Annotated in this window: 15 protein-coding genes; 8 read left to right on the top strand and 7 right to left on the bottom strand. The window is 66.1% G+C overall.

Going from position 1 to position 21,757, the window contains the following annotated elements:
* Nucleotides 1–60 precede the first annotated feature (60 nt).
* Nucleotides 61–1,449 carry an argininosuccinate lyase gene (argH, locus tag L0962_RS04075; protein WP_234084486.1) on the bottom strand — a complete coding sequence of 463 codons (1,389 nt, stop codon included), beginning with the start codon at nt 1,447–1,449 and terminating at the stop codon, nt 61–63.
* A gap of 69 nt (nt 1,450–1,518) precedes the next feature.
* On the opposite strand from argH, the gene L0962_RS04080 reads away from it, so the two are divergent.
* Both L0962_RS04080 and L0962_RS04085 read left to right on the top strand, forming a co-directional pair.
* The gene (locus L0962_RS04080; RefSeq protein WP_234084488.1) at nt 1,519–2,529 is read left to right on the top strand and encodes a sensor histidine kinase; all 1,011 of its coding nucleotides are present in this window, start codon (nt 1,519–1,521) and stop codon (nt 2,527–2,529) included.
* Nucleotides 2,508–3,281 (top strand): LytTR family DNA-binding domain-containing protein, encoded by a 774-nt coding sequence (locus L0962_RS04085; protein ID WP_234084490.1) that lies wholly within the window; start codon nt 2,508–2,510, stop codon nt 3,279–3,281. Before L0962_RS04080 ends, L0962_RS04085 begins: the two co-directional genes overlap by 22 nt.
* On the opposite strand, the gene L0962_RS04090 is transcribed toward L0962_RS04085, so the two are convergent.
* Nucleotides 3,282–4,136 carry a mechanosensitive ion channel family protein gene (locus tag L0962_RS04090; RefSeq protein ID WP_234084492.1) on the bottom strand — a complete coding sequence of 285 codons (855 nt, stop codon included), beginning with the start codon at nt 4,134–4,136 and terminating at the stop codon, nt 3,282–3,284.
* 196 nt (nt 4,137–4,332) lie between these two features.
* Here L0962_RS04090 and ggpS point away from each other — a divergent pair, with 196 nt between their 5' ends.
* A complete protein-coding gene (ggpS, locus tag L0962_RS04095; protein ID WP_234084494.1) occupies nt 4,333–6,561 on the top strand; it encodes a glucosylglycerol-phosphate synthase in 2,229 nt (742 codons plus the stop codon).
* A gap of 18 nt (nt 6,562–6,579) precedes the next feature.
* Here the strand turns inward: ggpS and L0962_RS04100 are convergent, their stop codons facing one another.
* Nucleotides 6,580–7,563: a LysR family transcriptional regulator gene (locus tag L0962_RS04100; protein WP_234084496.1), complete on the bottom strand. Its 984-nt coding sequence runs from the start codon at nt 7,561–7,563 to the stop codon at nt 6,580–6,582.
* 135 nt (nt 7,564–7,698) lie between these two features.
* Between L0962_RS04100 and rnk the strand changes: the two genes are divergently transcribed.
* Together rnk and gdhA are read left to right on the top strand one after the other, a co-directional pair.
* Nucleotides 7,699–8,097, top strand: coding sequence for a nucleoside diphosphate kinase regulator (gene rnk, locus L0962_RS04105; protein WP_234084503.1), 399 nt, complete (start codon nt 7,699–7,701; stop codon nt 8,095–8,097).
* 60 nt (nt 8,098–8,157) lie between these two features.
* Entirely contained in the window at nt 8,158–9,504 is a 1,347-nt protein-coding gene (gene gdhA, locus L0962_RS04110; RefSeq protein WP_234084505.1) for an NADP-specific glutamate dehydrogenase, read from the top strand.
* Between the two features lie 665 nt (nt 9,505–10,169).
* Here gdhA and pepN read toward each other — a convergent pair.
* Nucleotides 10,170–12,770, bottom strand: a complete 2,601-nt coding sequence (gene pepN / locus L0962_RS04115; protein WP_234084507.1) for an aminopeptidase N — start codon at nt 12,768–12,770, stop codon at nt 10,170–10,172.
* A 124-nt stretch (nt 12,771–12,894) separates the two neighbouring features.
* On the opposite strand from pepN, the gene L0962_RS04120 reads away from it, so the two are divergent.
* Nucleotides 12,895–14,007, top strand: a complete 1,113-nt coding sequence (locus L0962_RS04120; protein ID WP_234084509.1) for an efflux RND transporter periplasmic adaptor subunit — start codon at nt 12,895–12,897, stop codon at nt 14,005–14,007.
* The gene (locus L0962_RS04125) at nt 14,004–17,060 is read left to right on the top strand and encodes an efflux RND transporter permease subunit (RefSeq protein ID WP_234084511.1); all 3,057 of its coding nucleotides are present in this window, start codon (nt 14,004–14,006) and stop codon (nt 17,058–17,060) included. The genes L0962_RS04120 and L0962_RS04125 overlap by 4 nt, the downstream gene beginning before the upstream one ends.
* An 821-nt stretch (nt 17,061–17,881) precedes the next feature.
* Here the strand turns inward: L0962_RS04125 and L0962_RS04130 are convergent.
* The 3 genes from L0962_RS04130 to L0962_RS04140 form a co-directional block, all read right to left on the bottom strand.
* A complete protein-coding gene (locus tag L0962_RS04130; RefSeq protein ID WP_234084513.1) occupies nt 17,882–18,889 on the bottom strand; it encodes an inorganic phosphate transporter in 1,008 nt (335 codons plus the stop codon).
* A gap of 12 nt (nt 18,890–18,901) precedes the next feature.
* Nucleotides 18,902–19,546, bottom strand: coding sequence for a DUF47 domain-containing protein (locus tag L0962_RS04135; protein ID WP_234084515.1), 645 nt, complete (start codon nt 19,544–19,546; stop codon nt 18,902–18,904).
* A gap of 101 nt (nt 19,547–19,647) precedes the next feature.
* Complete coding sequence (locus L0962_RS04140; RefSeq protein ID WP_234084517.1) at nt 19,648–21,219, bottom strand: inorganic phosphate transporter; 1,572 nt, start codon at nt 21,217–21,219, stop codon at nt 19,648–19,650.
* A 148-nt stretch (nt 21,220–21,367) separates the two neighbouring features.
* Between L0962_RS04140 and crcB the strand changes: the two genes are divergently transcribed.
* Nucleotides 21,368–21,757, top strand: coding sequence for a fluoride efflux transporter CrcB (gene crcB, locus L0962_RS04145; protein WP_234084519.1), 390 nt, complete (start codon nt 21,368–21,370; stop codon nt 21,755–21,757).

A 21,757-nucleotide genomic window follows, 5' to 3' on the forward strand; every position in this document is an offset into this window, starting at 1 on the left:
TTGCCCCCTTGGGGCGGGCCGCCGATGTCCGGCGACCCGTCGGGCATCGGCGCCAGGCCCTCAGCCCAGACGCTGGCGGGCGCGGGCGACGGCGGTCCGCACCTGTTCCGGCGCCGTGCCGCCGATGTGGTTGCGCGAGGCCAGCGAGCCTTCCACGGTCAACACCGAAAAAACGTCATTTTCGATCAGCGGCGAGAACTGCTGCAGTTCTTCCAGCGTCAGGCCGGGCAGGTCGACGCCCTTGAACTCGGCGGCCTTGACCGCGTGGCCGACCGCTTCGTGGGCATCGCGGAAGGGCAGGCCCTTCTTGGTCAGGTAGTCGGCGAGGTCGGTCGCGGTGGCGAAGCCCTGGGTCAGCGCGGCCTTCATGTTGTCGGCGCGCACCGTGATGCCGCCGGCCATGTCGGCGAAGATGCGCAGCGTGTCGGTGACGGTGTCGACGGCGTCGAACAGCGGCTCTTTATCTTCCTGGTTGTCCTTGTTGTAGGCCAGCGGCTGCGACTTCATCAGCGTCAGCAGGCTGATCAGCTGGCCGTACACGCGGCCGGTCTTGCCGCGCGCCAGTTCCGGCACGTCCGGGTTCTTCTTCTGCGGCATGATCGAGGAACCGGTGCAGAAGCGGTCGGCGATCTGGATGAAGCCGACGCGCGGGCTCATCCACATCACCAGTTCTTCGGACAGGCGGCTGATGTGCATCATCAGCAGCGCGCAGGCGGCGGTGAATTCGATGGCGAAGTCGCGATCCGACACGGCATCCAGCGAGTTCTCGCAGACGCCTTCGAAGCCGAGTTGTTCGGCGACGAATTCACGGTCGATCGGGTAGGTGGTGCCGGCCAACGCGGCCGAACCGAGCGGCAGGCGGGCGACGCGCTTGCGGCAGTCGGCGAAGCGCTCGGCGTCGCGGCCGAACATTTCGAAATAGGCCAGCATGTGGTGGCCAAAGGTGACCGGCTGGGCGACCTGCAGGTGCGTGAAGCCAGGCATGGCGGTTGCTGCTTCCTTTTCGGCCAGGTCGACCAGTGCACCGCGGAAGGCTTTTAGCAGCAGCTGGATGTCGTCGATCGCGTCGCGCAGGTAGAGACGGATGTCGGTGGCGACCTGGTCGTTGCGCGAGCGGCCGGTGTGCAGGCGCTTGCCGGCATCGCCGACGAGGGCGGTGAGGCGCTTTTCGATATTGAGGTGCACGTCTTCCAGGTCGAGCGACCATTCGAAGCTGCCCGATTCGATTTCCTCAGCCACGATGGCCATGCCGCGCTCGATGTCGGCCAGATCCTGGGTACTGATGATGCCTTGCCGGGCGAGCATCGTGGCGTGCGCCAGCGAGCCCCGGATGTCCTGGCGCCACATGCGCTGGTCGAAATCGACCGAAGCCGTGTAGCGTTTGACGAGATCGGAGACCGGCTCGGAGAAGCGGCCGGCCCAGGTGTATTGATTGGCGTTGGAAGTCATGACTTGGGTCTAGAATCGGGAATCTGACGACGGAACAACTCGGGGAAGGTGCGCCGCAGGCGCAGAAAGATGGCAAGTATACGGTACTTTCCGGCGACCCAGCCGCTGCCCGACTGGCGCAATTTCGGCATCATGCTGCGCGTGCTGCTGGGCGGCAATGCGCTGGCGGCGCTGGCGGCTTTGGTGCGCGCCCGCGATGCCGGCGACTGGTGGGCGCAGTATGTCGATCTGGCGGCGCTGGTCGAGCCGGTGCTGCTGATCGGGCTCGGACTGCTGGCGCTCGGTCGCGATGCATTGTGGCGCCTGCCGCTGCGTGTCGGCCAGTCGCTGGTGGTGGCGCTGGCGGCCGGGCTGGCGACGGCGATCCATGCGCATGCCGGCCTGCTCGGCCTGGCCGAGGACGGCGTCTGGCGTTCCGGCCTGCTGGCCGGCGTGGCGACGGCCCTGCTGCTGCTGTATTTCGAGCTGCGCTCGCGGGCCTTTTCGCCGGCCCAGGCCGAGGCACGGCTGGCTGCGCTGAACGCGCGCATCCGGCCGCATTTCCTGTTCAATTCGCTGAATGCCGTGCTGTCGCTGATCCGCGCCCGGCCGCAGCAGGCCGAGCAGGCGTTGGAGTCGTTGTCCGACCTGTTCCGGGCAGCCATGCGCGATCCGGGCGAGCTGGCCAGCCTGGCCGATGAAATCGCGCTCGGTCGCCAGTATCTGGAACTGGAGCAGTTGCGGCTGGGCGAGCGTCTTGCGGTCGACTGGCAGATCGGCGACATTTCCATGGATCTGCCGATTCCGCCGCTGATGTTGCAGCCGCTGCTCGAGAACGCCGTTTACCACGGCATCGAGCCCGCGCCGGCAGGTGGAACGGTCAGCATCGCGTTGGCCCGGAAAGGCGACGATCTGCATATCCGGATCGCCAATCCGACCGTCGGTCGGCCCGAACCGGCCGTCGGCAACCGAATGGCATTGGCCAACATCCGCGAACGTCTGGCGCTGTATTACGATCTGGAAGCGCGACTCGAAACCGAGGTCGGCGACCATCATTACGAAGTCCGCATCATCCTGCCATGTCAACGCAAACGCCCCTGAGAATCCTGCTGGTCGACGACGAGCCGCTGGCCCGCGATCGATTGCGCACGCTGCTCGGCGATCTGGCCGGGGATTTTCCGGGCATCGTCGTCGGCGAGGCCGGCAACGGCATGCAGGCCCTCGAATTCCTCAATACGCAGGCGGTCGATCTGGTGCTGTGCGACATCCGCATGCCCGGCATGGACGGCATCGAGCTTGCCTCGCATCTCGGCCGACTGTCGCCGGCGCCGGCGGTGATCTTCACCACTGCCTACGACAACTATGCGGTGCAGGCCTTTGAGCTGAACGCGGTCGATTACCTGATGAAACCGGTACGCGCGCAGCGTTTGCTGGCGGCGCTGCAGAAGTTGCCGCAACCGGCGCCGGATGCCGAGGTGCTCGGCGGCATCGGCCGGGCGGTGCGCGGCGGCGGACGCAGTCATCTGTCGTGCCACGAGCGTGGCCGGCTGCTGCTGGTGCCGGTGTCCGAGGTCCTTTACTTCAAGGCCGACCTCAAATATGTCGCTGCGCACACGGTCGACCGCGAGTATCTGCTCGACGAATCCCTGAATCATCTCGAGAGCGAATTCGCCGATCGTTTCCTGCGCCTGCATCGGGCCGTGCTGATCGCCCGCCACGCGCTGGCCGGCTTCGAGAAGGCCGCCGACGACGATGCCGAGGCCTATGGCTGGGCACTGCTGCGGGGGCGGCCGGAAAAATTGCCGGTCAGCCGGCGCCAGTGGGCTGCCGCAAGGCAGGCGGCCGGCGGCTGATCAGGCGCCGGCCAGATTGTCGGGGCGCACCAGCTTGAGGTGCGGTAGCGGAATCTCGATGCCCAGGCGGTCGAACGCCTGTTTGGCCCGCCGCAGGTATTCGCGGCGTACCGACCATTGCTCGCTGGCCGCCACCTGGAAGCGGCAGCGGATGACGATGGCCGAATCGGCCCACTGATCGACCCCGGCGATTTCCAGATCGGCCAGGATCTTCGGCGCGAAGGCCGGGTCCTCGCGCAGTGCCGCACCGACGTCGCGCATCACGCCGATCACCCGGTCGACATCCTCGCCGTGCGTGATGCCGAGGTCGATCACCGCATAGGCGAAACCGCGGCTCATGTTGGTGACCACGGTGATCTGGCCGTTCGGCACGTAATGCACGTTGCCCCCGTAGTCGCGCAAGCGCAGGTAGCGCAGCGTCAATTCCTCGACGGCACCGATCTTGCCGCCGGCCTCGATGACGTCGCCGATGCGGATCTGGTTTTCCAGTAGCAGGAAGAAGCCGGAAAAATAATCCTTGACCAGGCTCTGTGCGCCGAAACCGATCGCAATGCCGGCCACGCCGGCGGCGCCGAGCAGCGGCGCGACCGAGATGCCGAGTTCGCCGAGGACCAGCAATACGGTGACGGCGCTGATGGCCACGGTGAGCGTATAGCGGACGACGCGGGTCAGGGTATGCACGCGCTGTACCGCGTCGCGCGATTCCTGGCGGCTGGCGACGGTTTCGCGCAGGCGCGGCAGCAGGAGGCGGATCGCCGCCTGGGCGGCAAAGGCCAGCACGACGATGACGGCGATGCGCAGCGGCGTGGCGAAGGTATTGAGCAGGAGTTGCAAGGTCTTGTAGTCGCTTTCCATGGCTTTGTTCGGGCCTTATTAAGTTTAATTTCAATGCAAATTTATGTCGGAGTTTTTTAAACAATATTATTAATCAAATAGATGCTGTGTTACGATACGTAACCTCGTGGCCTTTAATATATTTAAACACAAAATATTTTTGTGGATGGCCTGTCAGCCTCCCCGGCCTGTTCCGGGGTGAACAAGGAGGTTCCCCATGCTGCTCGCGACCGATCTCGACGGCACCTTTCTCGGCGGCCGGCCCGAACACCGGCAAGCCCTTTACCAACTGATCAACGGCAATCGCGACGTTCAACTCGTGTTCGTGACCGGGCGCGGGCTGGAAGCGGTGATGCCGCTGCTGGCCGATCCGGCGATTCCGCAACCCGACTACATCATCTGCGATGTCGGCGGTACCGTCGTCGATGGCAGCCTGCAGCCGGTTCAGCCGCTGCAGGCTGCCATCGACGCCCGCTGGCCGGGCGAGCATGTGGTGGCCGAGGCGATGCGTGCCTTTCCCGAACTCGAGCGCCAGGAGGTGCCGCAGCGCCGCCGTTGTTCCTATTTCTGCCATGTCGATGCGGTGACGCCGGCGATGACCGAGTTGGCGGCAGGCCTGGGGTGCGCCGTGCTGTATTCGGACAGCCGCTATCTCGACATCCTGCCGGCCGGCGTCAACAAGGGGAGCACCTTGACGGCGCTGGTCGAGCATCTCGGCATCGAGCGCCAGCGCGTGCTGGTTGCCGGCGATACCCTGAACGACCTGTCGATGTTCGAGGCGGGGTTTCAGGGCGTGTGCGTCGGCTGCTCGGAAGCCGGCCTGATCGAGGCGACGCGCCATCTGCCCGCGACGCTGCACGCCGATGATGCCGGCTGCGGTGGCATCCTGCAGGCAATCCTGCATTTCGGCCTGCTCGCCCGCTGGCAGGTGCAGCCGGCCGAGTCGCCGGCGTGCGGCGGCGCGCGCCTGGTGATGGTCTATCACCGGCTGCCTTACGAAGAACAGCGGATCAACGGCCGGCTGGTGATGCGCCGGCCGAAATCGCCGAACGGCATCATTCCGACGCTGCTTTCCTTCTTCGCCGGCGGCCAGCGCGGTTCGTGGGTCGCCTGGAGCGTGCATGACGCGCTGGCCGATCCGCCTTTCGAGAGCCACACGACGGTCGATGCCGAGGCCTATCCCGGGCTGCTCGCCGCCCGGGTCGCCTTGAGCAAGGACGAGGTCGATGTCTTCTACAAGCGCTTTTCCAAGGAAGCCTTCTGGCCGACGCTGCATACCTTCTGGGAGCGCGCGGTGTTCCGTGAGGAGGACTGGCAGGTGTTTCTTGCGGTCAACCGCAAATTTGCCGAAAAAACCGCCGCCGAGGCGGCGCCGGGCGCCACCGTCTGGCTGCACGACTACAACCTGTGGATGGTGCCGGCGGCGCTGCGCGAACTGCGTCCCGACCTGCGCATCGCCTTCTATCACCACACCTATTTTCCGTCGGCCGACGTGTTCAACGTGCTGCCGTGGCGGCGGGAGATCGTCGGCAGCCTGCTGCAGTGCGACTACATCGGTTTCCACATTCCGCGGCAGTCGGAGAATTTCGTCGATGTCGCCGGTGGCGTCGCGCCGCTGAAGATCGTCGAGCGCCGGGCCTGTGCGCCGCGCTTCCTGAGTTACGGCTGTGCCGTCGGGCTGGAGACGATGACCACGCAGATCGAGGTGCATGGCCGGCGCATCGGCCTCGGCGCGCATCCGGTCGGCCTCGATCTGGGGCGCATCGGGCAGGCGCTGGACGACCGCCGGACGCCCGGCCGCCGGGCGGCGATCCGCGACGAGTTCGACGAGCGCACGCTGGTCCTGTCGGTCGAGCGCCTCGATTACACCAAGGGCACGCTGGAGAAGATCCGCGCCTTTGGCGAACTGCTGCTCCACTACCCGGCCTTGTGCGGCAAGGTGTCCCTGGTCGTCGTCTGTGTGCCGGCGGCGAAGGAAATGACGGTCTACGACGAATTGCAGGTGCAGATCGAACAGGCGGTCGGCCGTGTGAACGGACAGTTCAACGAAGTCGGCTGGTCGCCGATCCGCTTTTTCTTCCGGCCGCTGCCCTTCGAGGAAGTTGTCGCCTGGTACGCCGAGGCCGACGTGATGTGGATCACGCCGCTGCGCGACGGCCTCAATCTGGTGTGCAAGGAGTACGTCGCGACGCAGGGGCGGACGGGCGGCGACGGCGTGCTGGTACTGTCCGAGTTCGCCGGCGCGGCGGCGGAGTTGCACGCTGCGGTGCTGACCAATCCGCATGATCCGGTCGACCTGCGTGAACGCTTGAAAATGGCCATCGACATGGGGATGGCCGAGCGTCAGGAGCGCCTGCGCACGCTGTACGACACGGTGTGCCACAACGACGTTGAGCGTTGGGGGCGGGAGTTCCTCGATGCGGTGGCGGCGGTGCCGACGGCCTGAGCGGCCAGGCCGGCGCTTTCAGTCGGCCGCGGCGAAACTGAGGCCCCCCGCGCCGGCCGACGGTCCATCGGCCGGCAGTGCGTCGCCGCGATCCCAGTAGGGCGGATCGCCGAAACGCTGCTGCAGGTAATCGATGAACACGCGCACCTTGGGCGGCAGGTGCCGGTTCGGCAAATGCACCGCGTACAGGAAGCGCTCCAGCGGCACGTAGCCCGGCAGCACCTCGACCAGCCGGCCGGCCTGCAGTTCGCGGCCGACGATGAAGGTCGGCAACAGCGCCAGCCCGAGACCGCCGACGACGGCCTGCGACAGCGCCTCGTCGTCGTTGATGCGCAAGCTGCCATCGACTGGCGCTTCGATCTCGCCGTCCGGCCCGTTCAGGCGCCAGGCGCCGCGCGCGGCGATGTGCGTGTAATCCAGGCAGTTGTGCCGGCGCAGTTCGGCCGGCGTCTGCGGCGTACCGTGGCGCGCCAGGTAGGCCGGGCTGGCGCAGATCTTCCGGTGGATCGGCGCCAGCCGGCGAGCGACCAGGTTCTCGCCGGGGGCCGGCGTGATGCGCAGCGCCAGGTCGTAACCTTCCTCGACCAGATCGGCCAGCCGGTCGCTGATCGTCATGTCCACGCCGATTTCCGGATACTGCGCCATGAAACCGGGCAGCGCCGGCGCGACATGCAGCGTGCCGAAGGCCACCGACGTGGCGATGCGCAAGGTGCCGCGCGGCGCGCGGTGCAGGCGGTGAATGGTGTTGTCGGCCTGGGCGAGTTCCTCGAGGATGCGGTCGCAATGCTCGAAATAGGCTTCGCCGACTTCGGTCAGGCCGAGCCGCCGCGTGCTCCGGTGCAGCAGGCGGACCCCGAGCGCCGCCTCCAGCCGGGCGACCGCCTTGCTGACGCGCGACTTCGAAACGCCCATGCGCTGTGCGGCGAGCGAAAAGCTGCGCGCCTTCACGACCTGCGCAAAGACCAGCATGTCCTTGATGTCGAGAGTGTGCTTTGTTTCCATATTGGAAACAGTATTGTTCGGATTTGCCAGCTTATCAAGCGCCGGGATAGCGCCTAAGATGCCCTTGCCTTGCCCGTCGGGCGTCCAGCCTGCGGGCCGGACTGCGCCGGGCATTCCTTGTTTGAGGGTTTTGCCATGTCCCAGCCGAATCTGCTGCTGAGCGACGACGATTTCGTCCGTCTGCTGTCACTGTCTCCGCCGCCCGAACTGCGGGCCGAACTGGAACGTGCCATTGTTGTTCCTGTGGAATCAATGTCGCCCGATGTGGTGGGGATGCACTCGCGCGTCCGCTACTGCGACGAATCGAGCGGCCAGTTGCGCGAAGTCGAACTCGTCTATCCCGACGAGGTGGATATCGCCGCCGGCCGGATTTCGGTGCTGGCACCGGTCGGCGCCGCGTTGATCGGGGTCAGCGTCGGTCAGACGATCGACTGGCCCTTCCCGGATGGTCGCCCGCGCACGCTGCGCGTGGTCGAGGTTTTACCGCCGCCGGCCGAGGCCGGTAGTGCGGGGGTTGAGGAGACGCCGGCCTGATTGCCGGTCATCGCAGGAAAGGCGCCGTAGAGCGCCTTCATTCCGTTGGGAGAAACGATCTTGAAGTTGAATTCCGCCGACGAATTCGTCGCTCGCGTGGCCGCCCGCAACCCGGGGCAGCCGGAATACCTGCAGGCGGTCGAGGAAGTGATCGCCAGCCTGTGGCCCTTCCTCGCAAGCCATCCGCGTTACGCCGAGCAGGGGCTGCTCGAACGTCTGGTCGAACCCGAGCGCATCGTGATGTTCCGCGTCGCCTGGGTCGATGACCGCGGCGACGTGCAGGTCAATCGCGGCTACCGTATCCAGCATTCGTCGGCGATCGGCCCCTACAAGGGCGGTATCCGCTTCCATCCTTCGGTCGACCTGTCGATCCTGAAATTTCTCGCCTTCGAGCAGACCTTCAAGAACGCGCTGACCACGCTGCCGATGGGCGGCGCCAAGGGCGGTTCCGATTTCGATCCGAAGGGGCGCAGCCCCGGCGAGGTGATGCGTTTCTGCCAGGCCTTCGTGACCGAACTGTTCCGCCACGTCGGTTCGGACACCGATGTGCCGGCCGGCGACATCGGCGTCGGCGGCCGCGAGGTTGGTTTCATGGCCGGCATGATGAAGAAGCTGTCGAACCGTGCCGACTGCGTGTTCACCGGCAAGGGGCTGGCCTTCGGCGGCTCGCTGATGCGTCCCGAAGCGACCGGTTACGGCACCGTCTACTTTGCCGAGGAAATGCTGCGCCAGATCGGCCGTTCGCTGGAGGGCCTGCGCGTTGCCGTGTCCGGCTCCGGCAATGTCGCCCAGTACGCCGTCGAAAAGGCCATGCAGCTCGGCGCCCGGGTGGTCACCGTCTCCGATTCGAGCGGTACCGTCGTCGACGAGGAAGGCTTCACGCCGGCCAAGCTGGCCGAACTGATGGACGTCAAGAACCACCGCTACGGCCGCGTCGACGAATACGCGCAGCGCATCCCCGGCGCCACCTTCCTGCCCGGCGCCAAGCCCTGGTCGGTGCCGGTGGAGGTTGCGCTGCCCTGCGCGACGCAGAACGAACTCGACGAAACCGACGCCCGTCGCCTGGTCACCAAGGGCGTCCTGTGCGTCGCCGAAGGGGCCAACATGCCGTCGACGGCGGCGGCGGTCGAAGTCTTCGAGCACAGCGGCGTGCTCTACGCCCCGGGCAAGGCCAGCAATGCCGGCGGCGTGGCGACTTCCGGGCTGGAAATGAGCCAGAACGCGATGCGCCTGTCGTGGCCGCGCGAGGAAGTCGACGCCCGCCTGCTCGATATCATGCGCGGCATCCACGATGCCTGCCTGCGTTACGGTCGGCGCGAGGACGGCACGGTCAGTTACGTCAACGGCGCGAACATCGCGGGCTTCGTCAAGGTGGCGGAGGCGATGCTGGCGCAGGGGGTGGTTTGATTTTTGGTTGGTTTTTCTGAAGCGCTGTTTTTCGCCGTTGACCGGCGACGTTACTTTCCTCTTGTTTCGCCAAGAAGAAAGTAAGCAAAGAAGAAGGCGACCCTGGGTCGGCGCCGGGCTGTGCCCGGTGCCCTGCGCTACTCGGTTTTCGCGGGGGCTGCGCAACTCGGGGCTGCGCCCCTCAGACAGTGCTCGCCCTGTTTCCGCGAAACCCTGCGTTGCTCGGCGCCTCCCAAGGGGCCCGGAAAACCGGCGGTGTGCTGCGGTCGACGGTAGAAAAAACGAGAAAAGTACGGTCGACCGCAAAAAAAGGCGATTTTTGCGGTCGCCGCGAAAGGCACTTTTTATTGTCTCTGGCGTTTCCGCCGTGACGCTTCTCGGGTCCCCTGTCTGCAGCGCCGAGCAACGCAGAAGGGCCGGGGGCAGTCGGCGAGCACTGTTTGAGGGGCGCAGCCCCGAGTTGCGCAGCCGCCCGGCCCTTCGAGTCGCGCAGGGCAGTCGGCGGAACGCCGACCGCGTAAGTCAGGGTCGCCTTTTCTTTGGCTACTTTCTTTTGGCGAAGCAAAAGAAAGTACGCTCGCCGGTCAACGGCGAAAACCAGCGCTAAATCAACCAAAAAAGCGCCCGCCAAGGACGAAACTAGCCATTCCGGCCTGGCCGTCCCCTCACCCCAACGCCCGACTCACCACCTCATGAACATCCCGCGCCAGCCCGGCATGATCGCGAATCCGCTCCAGCGCGCTGCGGGCGTGCGCCTGGCGGCCGGCGTCGAACTTCTTCCAGCGATCGAAGCTGCGCGCCAGGCGTGAGGCGACCTGCGGATTCTTGTCGTGCAGCAGCAGGATGCGCTCGGCCATGAAGGCGTAACCGCTGCCGTCGGCGGCATGGAAACGGACTAGGTTGGCGCCGAAGGCGCGGATCAGCGCGTAGATCTTGTTCGGGTTGCCGGCGTCGAAGGCCGGGTGGGCGGTCAGCGCCTTGACGGTGGCCAGCGTGTCCGGTCGGCGGCTGGTCGATTGCGCCTGCAGCCATTTGTCGACAACCAGCGCTTCATCCTTCCATTGCGCGTAGAACTCGGCCAGCGCCTGCTCGCGCTGTGGGCAGACCGGCCCATTGACGTTGGCCAGCGCGGCCAGCGCGGCGAACTGGTCGGTCATGTTGTCGGCCGCCTTGAATTGCGCGTAAGCCAGCTGGCGGACGGCGTCGGTATCGAGTTCGAGCAGGTAGGACAGGCACAGGTTGCGCAGCGCGCGGCGGCCGGCCTGCTCGCTGTTCGGCGCGTAGGGCTCGGTCACGGTCAACGCGGCGTAGAGGCCGGAAAAATCGCCTTCGAGCTGTTCGGCGAGATGCCGGCGCAGGGCGTTGCGGGCGGCGTGCAGGGCATCCGGATCGACGATGTCGAGCTGTTCGGCCAGCGTCGTTTCGCCGGGCAGGGTCAGCGCTTCGGCGACGAAGGCGGCACCGCGCTCGTGCTGTGTCTGCAGCAGGCGGCGGCAGGCGGCGACGAAGCTGTCCGGCCAGTGCGGGGCGCGGCCGGCGGCGAGTTCGGCGGCGGCGTCGAGGATCAGCGTCGAGGCCAGCCGCTGGCCGGCTTCCCAGGCGTTGAACGGGTCGCTTTCGTGGGCCAGCAGCAGCGTCAGCTGCTCGGGCGTGTAGTCGAAGTCGAGATTGACCGGCGCCGAGAAGTCGCGCAGCAGTGACGGCACGGCGTCTTCCGCGACGTTTTCGAAGACGAAGGACTGCGTGGTGGCGGTCATCTGCAGCGTGCGTTCGCTGCCGGCCACTGGCGTGCCGTCGGCGGCGAACAGCGCGACACGGATCGGGATCAGGTAAGGTGCCGCGTCGCTGGCGCGCGGATTGGATTGCGCGAAGGTCAGCGTGCAGGTCCTGGATTCTGCGTCGAAATGGGCGTCGACCGTGACTTTCGGCGTGCCCGGTTCGTTGTACCAGCGCATGAACTGGGTGAAGTCGAAACCGCTGGCGGCGGCCATCGCGGCGACGAAATCCTCGCAGGTGACGGCCTGGCCGTCGTGCCGGCGGAAGTATTCGTCCATGCCGGCGCGGAAACCGTCGCGGCCAATCAGCGTCTGGATCATGCGGATGACTTCGGCGCCCTTTTCATAGACCGTGGCGGTGTAGAAGTTGTTGATCTCGACGAAGCTCGCCGGCCGGATCGGGTGCGCCATCGGGCCGGCATCCTCCGGGAACTGCGCGGCGCGCAGGCCGCGCACCTCGCGGATGCGGGCGGTCTGGCGGTTGTGCGTGTCGGCACCGAATTCCTGGTCGCGGAAGACGGTCAGGCCTTCCTTCAAGGAGAGCTGGAACCAGTCGCGGCAGGTCACGCGGTTGCCGGTCCAGTTGTGGAAATACTCGTGCGCGACGACGCGGTCGATGTTCTCGAAATCGACGTCGGTGGCGACATCCGGGCGGGCCAACACGTATTTCGTGTTGAAGATGTTCAGGCCCTTGTTTTCCATCGCGCCCATGTTGAAGTCGCCGACGGCGACGATCATGTAATGGTCGAGGTCGCATTCCAGGCCGAAACGCTGCTCGTCCCAGGCCATCGATTTCTTCAGCGCTTCCATCGCGTGCGGGCACTGGTCGAGCTTGCCCGGTTCGACGTAGATGGCGAGCTGCACCGTGCGGCCGGAAGCGGTTTTGAAGGTGTCACGCAGTACATCGAGCTTGCCGGCGACGACGGCGAACAGATAGGCGGGCTTCCTGAACGGGTCGGCCCACTTGGCCCAATGGCGGCCGTCGGCCTCGTCGCCGCTGTCCACCGGGTTGCCGTTGGCCAGCAGCACCGGGAATTGTGCCTGGTCGGCGTGCAGCGTCACCGTATAGACGGACATCACGTCCGGCCGGTCGAGGAACCAGGTGATGCGGCGGAAACCCTGCGCCTCGCACTGCGTGAAGTAGCCGTCCTTGGAGCGGTACAGGCCGGACAGGCGGGTGTTCTTGTCGGGATCGATGCGGACGACGGTGGTCAGCGTGCAGGCGTCGGGCAGGCCGTCTACGGTCAACGTCGTCGGCGTGGCAAAAAACGGCGTTTCCTGGCCGTCGACCGCAAGCGACACGGTGTTCAGTTCCTCGCCGTCGAGCGTCAGCGGACGCGGCGGCACGTCCGGATTGCGGCGGATGGCCAGCGTCGCGCGTACCGTGGCGGCGCCGGTTTCGAGCGAAATGTCGAGGTCGACCGTATCGATCCACCAGGCGGGCGCGGTGTAATCCTTCAGGTAGACGGTTTGCGGGGTATCGGTTTTCATTGTCGTGGGCCGGAAATGCGGGGTCGGGGAAGCGAAGATGATACGCCAAAGCCGCCCGTCGGCCGCCGACGGGATATGTGCTCGGGGTATCATTCGGTTTTCTTGCGGTCGATTCCCATTTCCGATGAAAAACCTTCCGATCCTGTTGTTGACCGCGCTCGTGCTGGGCGCCTGCGGCGACAAGTCCGCCGAACCGGGCGCCGCGACCGCCGAGCTGCGTCCGGCCTTGACCGTCGAGCTGGTGGTGCCGCGCACTGAAGACTGGCCGCGCACGCTGACCGCCAACGGCAACGTCGCCGCCTGGCAGGAAGCAGTGATCGGTGCCGAAGTGGCGGGTTACCGGATCGCCGAGGTGCTGGTCGATGTCGGCAGCAAGGTGAGGAAAGGGCAGCCGCTGGCGCGCATCGATGCGTCGACGGTGGCCAGCGAAGTGGCCGAAGCGAAGGCGGCGGTGGCCGAGCTGGAAGCCTCGGTGGCCGAGGCCAGGGGCAATGCGCAACGCGCCGTCGAACTGCAGGCGCGCGGGTTTTACAGCCAGCAGATGAATACCCAGTACCAGACCGCCGAACAGGGCGCCGCTGCCCGACTGTCGGCGGCCCGTGCCCGGCTGCAGGCGGCCGAGTTGCGGCTGGCGCGAACCAGCGTGCTGGCGCCCGACGACGGTGTCGTGTCGGCGCGTTCGGCGACGGTCGGTTCGCTGACCCAGGCCGGTCAGGAACTGTTCCGGCTGATTCGCGGCGGTCGGCTGGAGTGGCGGGCCGAAGTCCCGTCGGCCGATCTGGCCGGTTTGCGTACCGGCATGCCGGTACGGATCGCCGCTCCGGGCGGGGCCACGGTCGAAGGCAAGGTGCGCAGCGTGGCGCCCAGCGTCGATGCCGGTTCGCGCAACGGCATCGTCTATGTCGACCTTGCGCCGGACGATGCCGTCCGCGCCGGCATGTTCGCCCGCGGCGAATTCCTGCTCGCCGCCGCGCCGGCGCGCACCGTGCCGGAAGGCGCGCTGGTGCTGCGCGAAGGCTTCGCCTACGTGTTCCGCCTCGATGGCGAGGCGCAGGTAGCCCAGACCAAGGTGGCGCTCGGCCGGCGCCAGGATGGCCGGGTGGAAATCGTCGACGGCTTGCCCGACGGTGCCCGCGTCGTGGCCGCCGGCGCCGGCTTCCTGGCCGACGGCGACCGGGTGCGCGTGACCAACGCGACGCCGGCGGTGCCGGCCGCCACCGTGGGCGCTGCCAAATGAACGTCTCCGCCTGGTCGATCCGCAACCCGATCCCGGCCATCCTGCTCTTCATCCTGCTGACGCTGGCCGGCCTGGTCGCCTTCAAGGCGATGAAGATCCAGCAGTTCATGGATATCGACCTGCCGATGGTCACCGTCGCCGCCGCCTTGCCGGGCGCCGCACCGGCGCAGATGGAAACCGAGGTGGCGCGCAAGATCGAGAATTCGATCGCCACCGTGCAAGGGCTCAAGCACTTGTACACCAAGGTCCAGGACGGCATGGTGACGATCACCGCCGAGTTCCGCCTGGAGAAGCCGACGCAAGAAGCGGTGGATGACGTGCGCGATGCCGTGTCGCGGGTCCGCTCCGACCTGCCGGGCGATCTGCGCGATCCGGTGATCAGCCGCATTTCGGTGACCGGTGCGCCGATCCTGACCTACACCGTGTCGTCGTCGCGGATGGACGAGGAGGCGCTGTCCTGGTTCGTCGACAACACGATCAGCAAGGCCATCCTGTCGGCCCGCGGCGTCGGCGCCGTGGCCCGGGTCGGCGGGGTGACGCGCGAAGTGCGGATCGAACTCGATCCGGCGCGCATGCTGTCGCTCGGCGTCACCGCCGCCGATGTGTCGCGTCAGCTGCGGCGCATCCAGCAGGAAGCGTCGGGCGGCCGCACCGACATCGGCGGTGTCGAGCAGTCGGTGCGCACCATCGGCACGGTGCAGACGGCGGCCGAACTGGCGGCGATGGACATCGTGCTGGGCGACGGCCGGCGGGTCCGTCTCGATCAACTGGCAACGGTCTCCGACACGATCGCCGAGCGGCGCAGCGCGGCGCTGCTCGACGGCAAGCCGGTGGTCAGTTTCGAAATTTCGCGCAGCCGCGGCGCCGGCGAGGTCGAGGTGGCCGAGGCGGTGGGCGTGGTGCTCGAACGGCTGCGTGCCGACCATCCGGACATCGAGATCACCGAGGCCTTCAACTTCGTCGATCCGGTGATCGAAAACTACGACGGCTCGATGAAGCTGCTGATCGAAGGCGCCATCCTCGCCGTCGTCGTCGTCTGGCTGTTCCTGCGCGACGGCCGCGCCACCTTCGTCGCCGCGACGGCCTTGCCGCTGTCGATCATTCCGACTTTCGCCGCGATGTACCTGATGGGCTTCACGCTCAACGTCGTTACCTTGTTGTCGATGTCGCTGGTGGTCGGCATCCTGGTCGACGACGCGATCGTCGAGATCGAGAACATCATGCGCCACCTGCGCATGGGCAAGACGCCCTTCCAGGCGGCCATGGAAGCCGCCGACGAGATCGGCCTGGCGGTCATCGCCACCACCTTCACGCTGATCGCGGTATTCCTGCCGACCGCCTTCATGAGCGGCGTGGCCGGCAAATTCTTCGTCCAGTTCGGGTGGACCGCAGCCATCGCCGTGTTCTTCTCGCTGGTCGTCGCCCGCATGCTGACCCCCATGATGGCGGCCTACCTGCTCAAGCCCGTCGCCGACCAGGCGCAGCCGCGCTGGCTCGGCATCTACGAGGGCTGGGCCGGCTGGTGCCTGCGTCACCGCTTGCTGACCCTGGGCGGCGCCGCGCTGTTCTTCTTCGGCTCCTTCGCGTTGGTGCCGTTGCTGCCGACCGGTTTTCTGCCGCCCGACGATCTGTCGCAGACGCAGATCCACCTCGAATTGCCGCCCGGCACGCGTTACGAGCAAACTTATGCGGCGGCCGAACAGGCCCGCCGCATCGTCGCCGCCAATCCGCACGTGCGCCTGGTGTATACCGCGCTGGGCGGCGGGTCGGCCGGCAAGGACCCGTTCGCGCCGTCCGGTGCCGCCGAGGTGCGCAAGGCGACGCTGACCGTCAACCTGACGCCGCGCGAAGCGCGCGGCGGGGTCACCAAGCAGTCGGTCGAAAGCGATCTGCGCGAAGCCCTGACCGCCATTCCCGGCACCCGCGTCAAGGTCGGGCTGGCTTCCGGCAACGAGAAATACGTGCTGGTGCTGGCCGGCGAGGACGGCCGCGTGCTGTCCGAACACGCCCGTGTCGTCGAACGCGAGCTGCGCGGCATTCCCGGCGTCGGTGCCGTCACCACGACGGCCAGCCTGACCCGGCCGGAGTTCACCATCCGTCCCGATTTCGCCCGCATGGCCGACCTCGGCGTGACCTCGGCGGCGATTGCCGACACGCTGCGCATCGCCACCGCCGGCGACTACGATCAGGGCCTGGCCAAGCTCAATCTGGCGCAGCGCCAGGTGCCCATCGTCGTCAAACTGCCGGAAGCGGCGCGGACCGATCTCGACCTGCTGCGCCAGTTGACCGTGCCCGGCCGCAACGGCCCGGTACAGCTGGAAAGCATCGCCGACATCGGCATTGCCGGCGGGCCGGCCGAAATCGATCGTTACGACCGCTTGCGCAACGTCAATTTCGAGATCGAACTGAACGGCCGCGCGCTGGGCGACGTCGAAAAGGCGACCAAGGCGCTCTCCAGCCTGCAGCAACTGCCGCCCGGCATCATCCAGAGCACCGTCGGCGATGCCGAAACGATGGGCGAACTGTTCCAGAGCTTCGGCCTGGCGATGGGCACCGGCGTACTGTGCATCTATATCGTGCTGGTGCTGCTGTTCAAGGACTTCGTCCAGCCGGCGACCATCCTTGCCGCGCTGGTCCTGTCGGTGCCCGGCGCCTTCCTGGCGCTGTTCGTTGCCCAGCAGGCGGTGTCGATGCCGTCGATGATCGGCATGATCATGCTGATGGGCATCGCCACCAAGAACTCCATCCTGCTTGTCGACTATGTCATCCTGGCTCGTCGCGACCACGGCCTGTCGCGCCGCGACGCGCTGCTCGACGCCTGCCGGAAGCGGGCCCGGCCGATCGTCATGACGACCATCGCGATGGGCGCCGGCATGCTGCCGATCGCGCTCGGCATCGGCGTCGATGCCAGCTTCCGCTCGCCGATGGCGACGGTGGTGATCGGCGGGCTGATCACCTCGACCTTCCTCAGTCTGCTGGTGATTCCGGTGGTGTTTACCTATGTTGACGATTTGATCGTCTGGGTGAGGGAGCGGGTGGGGCGTCGGGCGTAGTTTTTTGCCGGGTTTTGCTGTTGACCGGTGGGTGTTGCTGAGGCTCGGGGTTCCGTGCCTGACGCGGGGTGGGTTTTCTGAAAGGCGGTTTTCCGCCGTTGACCGGCGGGCGTACTTTCTTCTTGCGTCGCCAAGAAGAAAGTAGCCAAAGAAGAAGGCGACCCTGGGTCGGCGCCGGGCTTTGCCCGGTTCCCTGTGCTACTCGGGCGGTCGGGCGGCTGGCTAAACTCGCCTTCGGCTCGGACAACGCCAGCCGACGGCCCCCGACCGCCCTGCGTTGCTCGGCGCCTTCCAAGGGGCCCGAAACCGATGGTGTGCTGCGGTCGACGGGGAAAATGGGCGAAAAAGCCGGTCGACCACACAAGAAGCGCAAAAAAACGAATCTTGCGGTCGACGGCACAAAAACCATTTTTTCCGCCAAGGTTTCCGCCGTGACGTTTTCCCGGTTCCCTGTGTTTCGCGCCGAGCAACGCAGAAGGGCCGGGGGATTTCGGCTGGCGTTGTCTGAGGCCCGCAGGGCCGAGTTTAGCCAGCCGCCCGGTCCTTCGAGTCGCGCAGGGCAGTCGGCGGCACGCCGACCGCGAAAGTCAGGGTCGCCTTCTTTTGGCTACTTTTCTTGGCGAAGCAAGAAAAGTACGCCCGCGCGTCAGGCGCGGAACCCGGCATTTCCGTAACAACGACGCCCGCCGGTCAACGGCGGAAAGCCGCCTCTCAGAAAATCCAACCCGCGCCGCAAGCGCAGAACCCGGCGTCTCGGAACTAACGATGCCCACCGGTAACCGGCGGCAAGCAGGGTTTAGCGGTGCGCCTGCAACAGCACCTCAGAGCACCAAGCGTCCCAGATACCAGGCCACCGCCGCGATCAGCGCGCTGCACGGGATCGTCAGCACCCAGGCCCAGACGATGCCGCCGGCGACGCCCCAGCGGACGTGCCGGGCGCCGCGCGTGGTGCCGACGCCGGCAATGGCGCCGGTGATGGTGTGGGTGGTGGACACCGGAATGCCGAAGGCGGAGGCGAGGAACAGCGTGAAGGCGCCGCCGCTGTTGGCGCAGAAGCCGCGCGCCTGGTTCAGCTTGGTGATCCGGTTACCCATCGTCTTGACGATGCGCCAGCCGCCGAACATCGTGCCCAGGCCCATCGCGGTGTAGCAGGCGAGGACGATCCAGCCGGGGATTTCCGAGTCGATGGTCGACATGTCGGCGGCGATCAGGATCATCCAGATGATGCCGATCGTCTTCTGTGCATCGTTGCCGCCATGGCCGAGGCTGTAAGCGGCGGCCGACAGCAACTGGAGGCGGCGGAAATGCTTGTCCACCTTGCGGGGGGCCATGTTTCGGCAGATCCACGAGACCGCGACCATCAGCAGGCCGCCGACGACGAAGCCGAGCAGCGGGGCGACGAAGATGAAGGCGATGATCTTCAGGACGCCGGCGCTGACCAGGCTGCCGAAGCCGGCCTTGCAGACGGCGGCACCGACCAGGCCGCCGACCAGGGCGTGCGACGACGACGACGGGATGCCGTAGTACCAGGTGATGATGTTCCAGGCGATGGCGCCGGCCAGCGCGCCGAAGATCACGTAGTGATCGACGATGCTCGGGTCGATGGTGCCCTTGCCGATGGTCGAGGCGACCTTCAGGTGGAACAGGAAATAGGCGAGGAAGTTGAACGATGCCGCCCAGATCACCGCATGGTGCGGCTTGAGCACCCGCGTCGAGACGATGGTGGCGATCGAGTTGGCGGCATCGTGGAAGCCGTTCATGAAATCGAACAGCAGGGCGACGACGATCAGGGTGACGACGACCCCGAGGCCGATATGCAGGCTTTCCATGATCGGGGAGACTCAGGAATTCTCGAGAACGATGGCTTCGACGGTGCCGGCGACATCCTTGCAGCGGTCGCTGACCGATTCGAGCAGCTGGTAGATTTCCTTGAGCTTGATGACTTCGCGGACGTCCGGTTCTTCGCGGAAGGTCTTGGACATGGCAACGCGCAGCAGGCGGTCGACTTCCGCTTCGAGATCGTCGATTTCGTGGCACAGCTTGAGGATTTGCGGCGCGTTGTCCATGTTGTGCAGCAGCTTGACCAGGGCGGTGACCTGCTTGCAGCAGCGTTCGGTGATCTCGGCCATCGACTTGGCTTCGGCCGGGATGCGGTGGATGTCGTAGAGCGACATCGCTTCGGCGACGTCCTGCATCATGTCGATGATGTCGTCCATGCCGTTGATCAGCTGATGGATTTCGTCGCGGTCGAACGGGGTGATGAAGGCGCTGTGCAGGTGGGCCAGCACGTCATGGGTGATCTTGTCGGCGGCGCTCTCCAGGCGGTCGATTTCGTCGGCCAGGGCCTGTGCTTCGTTTTCTGCAGCCCCGCTGGCCAGGGCATCGATCAATCGGGTCAGGGCGGTGCCGCCCAGCGAGATCAGTTCTCCGTGTGCATTGAAGTGGTCGAAATATTTGCCCTCTTTGGGCATCAGCGCGCCGAACATGACGGTTCTTTTAAAAAAATGTGACGGGCGCGCATTTTAGCACCCGCCGATATGCGCGCTTGCGCTGGATCAAACGCGGGTCAAATTATCGCCGTCGGGCGTCAGGCGTGAACGATGCCGAAGATCATGAAATAGATCATCGCCGCCATCAGCGCCGAGGCGGGCACGGTGACGATCCAGGCCGCGGCGATCCTGAACACGGCCGAGCGCTTGACCAGTTCGTGGCGGTACACCTTGCGGATCTGCTTGCGTTCGCGCTTGGTCAGATCGGCCTGGGCGGTGCGCGCCTTCAACTGGTCCAGCATCTCGCGCTTCTCCTTGACGCTGGCCTTGGCGAAGCGGTTCAGGAAGGCATCGACCACGTCGCGGTCGCTGCCGAGATGGTGTTCGCGGATTTCCTCGATCATCTGTGAATAACTGGTCTTGATGAACTCGCGCAGGAAGCCGACGCCGAACACGCCGCCCAGCGCGATGTGCGTCGAGCTGACCGGCAGGCCGAGTTGCGAGGCGACGATGACGGTGACGGCCGCCGACATGGCGATGCAGAAAGCCCGCATCTGGTCGAGTTCGGTGATTTCCGAACCGACCGTACGGATCAGCTTGGGCCCGTACAGCGACAGGCCGAGCGAGATGCCGATCGCGCCGATCATCATCACCCACAGCGGAATCGATGCCTTTTCCGATAGCTGGCCGTTCATCGCCGTATCGGCGATTGCCGCCAGCGGGCCGACCGCGTTGGCCACGTCGTTGGCGCCGTGGGCGAAACTGAGCAAGGCGGCGGCACAGATCAGCGGCACGGTGAACAGCGAATTGATGCTGGCCTTGGTGTTGTTCAGGCGGATTGCCCGGGCCGAGATCCGCCGGCGCATCAGCCACCAGGTCAGCAGTCCCAGTCCACCGCCGATCAGCCCGGCGGTCAGCGGGTCGCTGTGCCAGATCCGGTTCAGGCCTTTCAGGATCAGGTAGGTCGAGAAGGCAAAGGCCATCAGGCCGATCAGCACCGGGACGGTCCGCTGCGCGGCAGCGACCATGTCGGACTGATAGGTGATGGCGCGCTTGATCCAGTAGAGAAAGGCCGCGGCAACGATGCCGCCCAGGACCGGCGAGATCACCCAGCTGGCCGCGATGCCACCCATCGTTCCCCAGTTGGCGGCGGACAGGCCGCCGGCCGCAATGCCGGCACCCAGCACGGCGCCGACGATGGAATGGGTGGTCGACACCGGGGCGCCGATCGCTGTCGCGATGTTCAGCCAGATCGCACCGGCGAGCAGTGCCGCGGTCATCAGCCAGATGAAGCGATTGCTGTCGAGAATGGCCTCCGGCTTGATGATGCCGCTACGGATCGTCGATACCACGTCGCCGCCGGCGATCAAGGCGCCGGCCATTTCGAAGACGGCGGCGATGATGATGGCGCCGCCCATGGTGATCGCGCGCGAGCCGACCGCCGGGCCGACGTTGTTGGCGACGTCGTTGGCGCCGATGTTCATCGCCATGTAGCCGCCGATCATCGACGCGACGACCAGCATGATGCCCTGGCTGCCGGTGAGACCGACGCCGAGGGCGGTGTAGATCATCGTGCAGACGACGAACAGCAGGCCCAGGCCCAGTCGCGAAACTTCGCGCCGGCCGCGCCGGGTCGCCTTTTCGATATCGGCGAAATCCTTGAATTCCATGGGGTGTCCTCTCCGTGACGCCGCTGCTGGCCGATTTCTGCGGTCGACGGCCTGGCCGGGCGAAAAATGGATTGTGACATTTTTCCGGCCGGGCTGTCGCTGGGCCGCCGACCTGTCACAGGCTAGAATCGGGGCAAGGAGGATGTTCATGAACCCCATCGGATTCGTTGCCGTCGGCGTCGGCGCCGCCTTGGGCGCCTGGCTGCGCTGGCTGCTCGGGCTGGCGCTCAATCCGCTGTTCGTTGCGCTGCCGTTGGGGACCCTGGCCGCCAACCTGCTCGGCGGTTACCTGGTCGGCGCCGCTGTCGGTCTGTTCCACCTCAATGCGCAATGGCCGCTGGCGCTGAAACTGTTCGCCATCACCGGCTTTCTCGGCGGCCTGACCACCTTCTCGACCTTTTCGGCAGAGGTCGTCGAGCGGCTGCTGGCCGGGCAGCCGGCACTGGCCTTCGGCCTCGCCACCCTGCACCTGGCCGGCTCGCTGACCGCCACCTGGCTGGGGCTGGCGACGGTCGGCGCGACGCGGATCTGGAGTTGA

This window comes from Azonexus sp. R2A61, assembly GCF_021401135.1.
GTDB lineage: Bacteria > Pseudomonadota > Gammaproteobacteria > Burkholderiales > Rhodocyclaceae > Azonexus.

Bases quoted from the DNA above. Each gene is read 5' to 3' on its own strand.
- argH (WP_234084486.1), bottom strand. From the start codon at position 1,449: ATGACTTCCAACGCCAATCAATACACCTGGGCCGGCCGCTTCTCCGAG.
- L0962_RS04080 (WP_234084488.1), top strand. From the start codon at position 1,519: ATGGCAAGTATACGGTACTTTCCGGCGACCCAGCCGCTGCCCGACTGG.
- L0962_RS04085 (WP_234084490.1), top strand. From the start codon at position 2,508: ATGTCAACGCAAACGCCCCTGAGAATCCTGCTGGTCGACGACGAGCCG.
- L0962_RS04090 (WP_234084492.1), bottom strand. From the start codon at position 4,136: ATGGAAAGCGACTACAAGACCTTGCAACTCCTGCTCAATACCTTCGCC.
- ggpS (WP_234084494.1), top strand. From the start codon at position 4,333: ATGCTGCTCGCGACCGATCTCGACGGCACCTTTCTCGGCGGCCGGCCC.
- L0962_RS04100 (WP_234084496.1), bottom strand. From the start codon at position 7,563: ATGGAAACAAAGCACACTCTCGACATCAAGGACATGCTGGTCTTTGCG.
- rnk (WP_234084503.1), top strand. From the start codon at position 7,699: ATGTCCCAGCCGAATCTGCTGCTGAGCGACGACGATTTCGTCCGTCTG.
- pepN (WP_234084507.1), bottom strand. From the start codon at position 12,770: ATGAAAACCGATACCCCGCAAACCGTCTACCTGAAGGATTACACCGCG.
- L0962_RS04120 (WP_234084509.1), top strand. From the start codon at position 12,895: ATGAAAAACCTTCCGATCCTGTTGTTGACCGCGCTCGTGCTGGGCGCC.
- L0962_RS04125 (WP_234084511.1), top strand. From the start codon at position 14,004: ATGAACGTCTCCGCCTGGTCGATCCGCAACCCGATCCCGGCCATCCTG.
- L0962_RS04130 (WP_234084513.1), bottom strand. From the start codon at position 18,889: ATGGAAAGCCTGCATATCGGCCTCGGGGTCGTCGTCACCCTGATCGTC.
- L0962_RS04135 (WP_234084515.1), bottom strand. From the start codon at position 19,546: ATGTTCGGCGCGCTGATGCCCAAAGAGGGCAAATATTTCGACCACTTC.
- L0962_RS04140 (WP_234084517.1), bottom strand. From the start codon at position 21,219: ATGGAATTCAAGGATTTCGCCGATATCGAAAAGGCGACCCGGCGCGGC.
- crcB (WP_234084519.1), top strand. From the start codon at position 21,368: ATGAACCCCATCGGATTCGTTGCCGTCGGCGTCGGCGCCGCCTTGGGC.